Genomic DNA, 2,711 nt, shown 5'->3' on the forward strand with positions numbered 1-2,711 from the left:
CATTTATTGATGGTATAATAAGCTTACTCGATAATTGTTGTATTTTTAGCAATACAATACCTTCTTAGCACCAAATGTCCAAGTAAAAGAGAACTCATAAAACGCCTTAAATTAGCAAATTTAAATATCACTATTGTATTATAAAATAATACATTAATATTAACACTGAAAATTTGTTATAATTAGTAAAGAATTCTATTAATTAGATAGAGAGGATACAATATTATGGGTTATAAATTTCGTAGAATTATCCAGTTTTCCCCGGGTGTGAAAATTAACTTTACATACACAGGTATGGGAGGGAACTCTATTTCACCTGAATCAAGAACAACAACTTATGTACCTGGAACTGGAATCTCGTATACACCACGAATAGCTGAGTCAAACAATTATTATATACAACGAGGATATCAAGGACCAAACACTTCCTATCCCACTATGGATGAACAAGATTACAATACGGTAAATGCATTTGAGCCAGTAAAAGAAACCCAAACTTACCTTGTTACTGCTTTTCGTAAAAAGGATAATCAAGTAAACTCCGTAGGTAGAAAACTAATGAAACCACTTTCCATAATTACAGGCGTTTTTGCGGGCCTATTCTTAATTATGATGCTTATTATACCTGCTCTAATCATGGCATTCTTTTCTTTCCTATGCTATAAAAATATAAAAACACCACTTGCAGTTGTATGCCCAGAATGTGATGCTGAAAATCTATTCATTTTTGAGGAAGAGAAGATTACTTGTCGTAAATGTGAGAGCACTCTTATAATCCAAAAATAAATAGTTCTCAAATTAACGGCTTTTTTAGTAGACAAAACAATAAAAATCTAATTATAAATATAAACAGATAATAGAGAGGCAAGTGAATATCATCATTAATTTTGAAGCGTTTAATCCAACTATAAACGACTTAGCTATTAAACTTGCTATGGTACTGTTTATACCATTATTCTTAGCATTGATTGTCAAAGTGATACTTATGAAATTTATGAAAGAATCGATTGCTGGCAGATTAGCAAGTCTATCTTTGTTATTTTTTATGTACTATGTATTTAAATTTGTTACAGCTTAAAAGGCACCTTATGGTGTGTTTTTATGTATTAAAAGACCTACCTATTTCCCTAGGTAGGCCTTTTGTGACTTTGTATTTACAAACGATGATATTATAACAAAACTCCTTAATCCTCAAACTCCCCGATTGTTCTTCTTTAATATACTTAAGATGATTCTATGTATATTAGTCTAAAGTACGAGCAGCTGCATAGAATGATCCAGAACCACCATTTCTGTGAGTAACTTTAAGCTTATATTTACCTTTTGGAAGAGTATTGTACGTATTTGTAAAACCCTTTCCTGCTGCTAACGATCCAGAACCAATAACATTACCTTTTGAGTCTTTTAAAGACCAATCAAGTGTACCTTTAGTATTGTTTGTCATATGAACTCTCATATCTGCTTTTTTTACATGCTCGAACGATACTTCTCTTTCACCATTTATCAGACTGAAATCATCTTTAAGTATTTGGGTACGTTGGATAATTGGTGCTGAATTTTTAGTATTATCTACACCTTCTGTACTTGCTGATGCTGCTCCGATCCCTCCAGTTAATGCGATACCAGTTGTTAATGTTCCTACTACTAATTTCTTAAACATAATAAATCCCCCTTAAATATTTTTTATAACTTGCACCTTAAATGTATCACTTTTATATCTTTTGTAAATATTTTCAATTTGTAGAAATATTTATTTAATTATTAACAATATTGGGATTTCATTTTATCAAATGGAAAATAGAGGGATTTACAATGATATGTAATAATGCATAATAAATCAAGCGAATATCATGATATACTCTCAAAGAGCTGATACAAAATTTCTTTAGATTGGAAAACTAAAGTCTTATCTACCTAAAAGGAAGGCGCCTTATGGCGTCTTTTTTCTATTTTCAAAAGGACCTGCTCAATTAATTCTTAAAAACATAAGGTAAAGTGAACCCATTAAAATCCATGGAATGAACCCTAGTTTTACCCTCTAATCTAAAGGAGGCACTATTGTTATGGGATATGGTGGTAGTTGCGGCGAAGGCTGCGGTTTCGCTGGAGGATTCGCTTTATTAGTTGTATTGTTTATTTTATTAATCATTATCGGATGCAGTTGCTTCTGCTAAAAAACTATTGGAAAAGGCACCCTTATATGGGCGCCTTTTTGTATATTAAAAACCTCCCTATTTCCGTAGGCAGGCTAAATGTGATTTTGCACAATTGAGTTATAGCAAAATCATTTATATTGAAAGTAATGAAAATTAACTTAGTAATCCTAATACCTTAATAATCTCAATTGTTTTATTATCTTTTATTTTAAAATAAAGCCTTTTCCCTATACGTTCACTAATTACAATATTTCCAGAGGCTAATTTACGCAAATGTTGTACAATCAAATCTTCTGTAATTTTTGTTTGCTTACTTAAATCAGAAACTGACAACGATCCATATGTAGTCAATTTACAAACAATTGATAAGCGAGTAGAATTCCCTAATAACCCTAAAACTTTTATACTTTCGGTATAGAAACTAAAATCCATATGAAAAGCATGTAACAGATTTTCCAACCTCCTAAAATAAGATGAATATCAACCAAAATATCTTAACATAAAAATAGTAAAAAACACCCTAAAATATACCAATTATTCATTGAGAAAAATGAT

5 protein-coding genes are annotated in these 2,711 nt (G+C 30.8%); 3 read left to right on the plus strand and 2 right to left on the minus strand.

The annotated features are described in order from the left end of the window. Positions 1-225 precede the first annotated feature (225 nt). Positions 226-786: a DUF4236 domain-containing protein gene (locus tag ABWK52_RS27575; RefSeq protein ID WP_098541742.1), complete on the plus strand. Its 561-nt coding sequence runs from the start codon at positions 226-228 to the stop codon at positions 784-786. Between the two features lie 82 nt (positions 787-868). Further along, positions 869-1,078, plus strand: coding sequence for a hypothetical protein (locus tag ABWK52_RS27580; RefSeq protein ID WP_001021326.1), 210 nt, complete (start codon positions 869-871; stop codon positions 1,076-1,078). Positions 1,079-1,243: 165 nt separating this feature from the next. Here ABWK52_RS27580 and ABWK52_RS27585 read toward each other — a convergent pair whose 3' ends face one another. Further along, on the minus strand, positions 1,244-1,660 hold the full coding sequence (locus ABWK52_RS27585) for a hypothetical protein (protein WP_004419556.1): 417 nt from the start codon (positions 1,658-1,660) through the stop codon (positions 1,244-1,246). Between the two features lie 403 nt (positions 1,661-2,063). On the opposite strand from ABWK52_RS27585, the gene ABWK52_RS27590 reads away from it, so the two are divergent. After that, a complete protein-coding gene (locus ABWK52_RS27590) occupies positions 2,064-2,174 on the plus strand; it encodes a YjcZ family sporulation protein (protein WP_000540371.1) in 111 nt (36 codons plus the stop codon). A gap of 135 nt (positions 2,175-2,309) precedes the next feature. On the opposite strand, the gene ABWK52_RS27595 is transcribed toward ABWK52_RS27590, so the two are convergent. Further along, positions 2,310-2,588 (minus strand): ArsR/SmtB family transcription factor, encoded by a 279-nt coding sequence (locus ABWK52_RS27595; protein ID WP_353772292.1) that lies wholly within the window; start codon positions 2,586-2,588, stop codon positions 2,310-2,312. Between the last annotated feature and the right edge of the window lie 123 nt (positions 2,589-2,711).

The organism is Bacillus sp. AP50 (genome assembly GCF_040492675.1).
GTDB lineage: Bacteria > Bacillota > Bacilli > Bacillales > Bacillaceae_G > Bacillus_A > Bacillus_A cereus.

Bases quoted from the DNA above. Each gene is read 5' to 3' on its own strand.
- ABWK52_RS27575 (WP_098541742.1), top strand. From the start codon at position 226: ATGGGTTATAAATTTCGTAGAATTATCCAGTTTTCCCCGGGTGTGAAA.
- ABWK52_RS27585 (WP_004419556.1), bottom strand. From the start codon at position 1,660: ATGTTTAAGAAATTAGTAGTAGGAACATTAACAACTGGTATCGCATTA.
- ABWK52_RS27590 (WP_000540371.1), top strand. From the start codon at position 2,064: ATGGGATATGGTGGTAGTTGCGGCGAAGGCTGCGGTTTCGCTGGAGGA.
- ABWK52_RS27595 (WP_353772292.1), bottom strand. From the start codon at position 2,588: ATGGATTTTAGTTTCTATACCGAAAGTATAAAAGTTTTAGGGTTATTA.